This is a genomic window from Alteromonas sp. G4i13 (assembly GCF_054960505.1).
This window is the reverse complement of the sequence record NZ_JBHNYX010000091.1, coordinates 1-2,518: the sequence shown is the minus strand read 5'-3', so window position 1 is coordinate 2,518 and position 2,518 is coordinate 1. Positions and strand designations below refer to the sequence as shown.

Genomic DNA, 2,518 nt, shown 5'->3' with positions numbered 1-2,518 from the left:
TAACTTAAATTCTCTTTATGCTTTTTAGCCTGCATCTTCTTGCGTGGCGGCTCGAAGAGGGTCAAAGATATTCCCAAGGGTACAAAGCCCACCAAAGCTTGAGCCAAAGCAGGAGCCTCAAAGTGATAAAGGATCAACCACCCACCAAGAAGGCCAGCAAAGCTTTCCCCTGCATTACGGTAGAAAACTTTTTTTCCCAGAGCCTTGATTGGAGCCGCCTTACTATCCAATGCATGCATAGAATCATACAATAGGGATGCATCCGTTCCAGAAAACAAACTAATTGAAACGGCCAAAACAAATTCAGAAACAACAAGCCACTCAAAATTGGGAGCTAAGGCCATAACTAAGAAACCAACACTGTGAAGAATGGACGCCAAGATCAAAGTGATTTTGCGTCCCACCAAATCAGAGAAATAACCTGATGGAACTTCTGCCACCAACATGACTCCTGCAAAGATCGCTTGAAGCTGATAAATATTTTCCAAATTGAGTCCGCGACTCTTAAAGAAAGGAACGATTATTGGCATAAGAATCATAAAGCTAAATGATCCATTAAGCCAATATACTTTTGTAATGTTTGAACGCAATCGCGCTTCTTCCATGGTTTCTCCTGTAGACATAGTAGTCGAATTGTGGATTTTAAAAAATCCTAGAATTTTTAATGGGAATAATAAGAATGAGTCGCGATAGTACGAAGACTAATGATTGATAATTACTTTTAATGAATCGTTTGAGTTCATCATTGAAAAGCTCTTAAAAGACGCGACTGTTTCCATTCTCATCGTTAAAGTTTTGTAAGTGGGTCCAAATGGTATTAACCACCATTGGATAGTTGGCTCTGACCAGACTATGAACAGTGACCGGAGGAGTAAAATTGGCTGTTATGCGTGAGAAAGAATTTCCTGATATTCCCCTGGCTCATAATGAAGCATTCTCCCATGATGGGTGGGTTCCTGTGTGTTGTTCTCATAAAGTGGGCTGAGTGAAATATGCCCATGCTTTTCAAAATGAGGAATTTTTAAAATTTGTTTTTTAAGATTGAGTGATCTTTCTAGATCTCCTGGCCCCACCATAATGCGGAGACCAAACCAATTCTTTGCTGTTTCTGAGTTATTATTTTTTTCATCAATGATGGCTTCGACGACCTTTACTAGGCGGTCATCTTTAGCAAATTCCAAATGAACACTTATACCTACAAAGCTGTAACGTATCAATTCACGGTGATACTCAGGGCTTCGACTTCCATTGGTTTGCGTGTGAAGATCATGGCCTTCCCCACGAAGATTTTTACACATGTCCATAAAATAGGGAATGATTGTTGGTTCCCCACCTGTAAAAATCCATTTGGCTTTGTGTTTCCTTAGAAATTTACTTTTTATGAGATCAGTAGCCTTATCCAACTCTGCTTTGGTTCTCAATGGATCTTTTTTGTTTGAAATCAGTGGGTGACAGTAGCTACAAGAGTAATTACAGCGTCGCCCAAGATCCCAGGTGACATATCGTGGGTGTGATACAAAACCATCATAATAGTATGGCACCACCCAATCCACTCGGTCCATTTCTGTGACATTCTCTTTTGGCGGGTGCTCCAACAATGAAAAAAAGGATTCATCTCGAACTTTTCTTAATTGCATATCTTGCCCACACATGCACCATTGAGCTGGGCAAGTGATCCATTCTTCCTTTAAATCCCATTCACCAGAAAAAACATTTCCCTTTTTTCCCTCAACCTTGCAAGCAGCCACATACAAAAAACCATCGGCATCCACAAAAATATTTTCCGCACCTGCAGAGCACTTCCAATTCTTCCAACTGTTTTGTCGCTTGATCATAGCTTGTTCAACGGAAAGTCCTAAGGAGTCTCCTTCATAGTTCACAAAGCTAATCGACTTATGGGTGGTGGACATTCTGATCCTCACCAACAATAGGTTCTTCGCTTTGCTCAGAACGACTTATACTTTGCTCAGAACGACTTATACTTTGCTCAGAACGACTTATACTTTGCTCAGAACGACTTTTGTTCTGAGTTAACAGGGGTTCTTTTTCATAGTCGTATCCCGCCTCTTTCAGCAAGAAAACCAATTCTGGCAAACACTCTTTCATACTCTGCTTTCTCTCTTGATCCAAAGTTCTACTGTAAGCCATAAAGTCTCGAATCATTTTAGAGTTCTCCTGGCCTAATGAATCGTTGAGACGCGTGAGTGTGCTATCGACACCATTTCTCATAAAAAATGATTTTTCTGATTTCGATTTGTAAGCTTTAGAAACTCTTTTAAAATCTTCCAAACGAGAGATGGCTTCGTGCTTAATATTATCTGGAAGGTGAACAATATCTAGAAAGTCTGGATGAAGGCAGAATAGAAAATCAACAATTATTTCACGACCAGACTCTTCCATAACTTCTTCAGCATACTCAAGGAGATCTATAATATAAAGAATATTGTAAATCTGAATCACAGGACTGATTCCTAAACTCACTCGTTTTCCTGCTTTTTGAGCTAACTTTCTAAAATGA

3 protein-coding genes are annotated in these 2,518 nt (G+C 39.7%); all 3 read right to left on the bottom strand.

The genetic code is table 11. The annotated features are described in order from the left end of the window. Positions 1 to 605: MFS transporter (locus tag ACFI6J_RS21380; RefSeq protein ID WP_462586389.1), on the bottom strand; the 605-nt coding region annotated here is incomplete at its 3' end. 279 nt (positions 606 to 884) lie between these two features. After that, positions 885 to 1,910 carry a radical SAM protein gene (locus tag ACFI6J_RS21375; RefSeq protein WP_462586388.1) on the bottom strand — a complete coding sequence of 342 codons (1,026 nt, stop codon included), beginning with the start codon at positions 1,908 to 1,910 and terminating at the stop codon, positions 885 to 887. After that, positions 1,894 to 2,518: hypothetical protein (locus tag ACFI6J_RS21370; RefSeq protein ID WP_462586387.1), on the bottom strand; the 625-nt coding region annotated here is incomplete at its 5' end. The genes ACFI6J_RS21375 and ACFI6J_RS21370, both read right to left, overlap by 17 nt.

What these genes read in the sequence shown, in the direction of transcription:
- ACFI6J_RS21375 (WP_462586388.1), bottom strand. Translation starts at nt 1,910, where the DNA reads ATGTCCACCACCCATAAGTCGATTAGCTTTGTGAACTATGAAGGAGAC.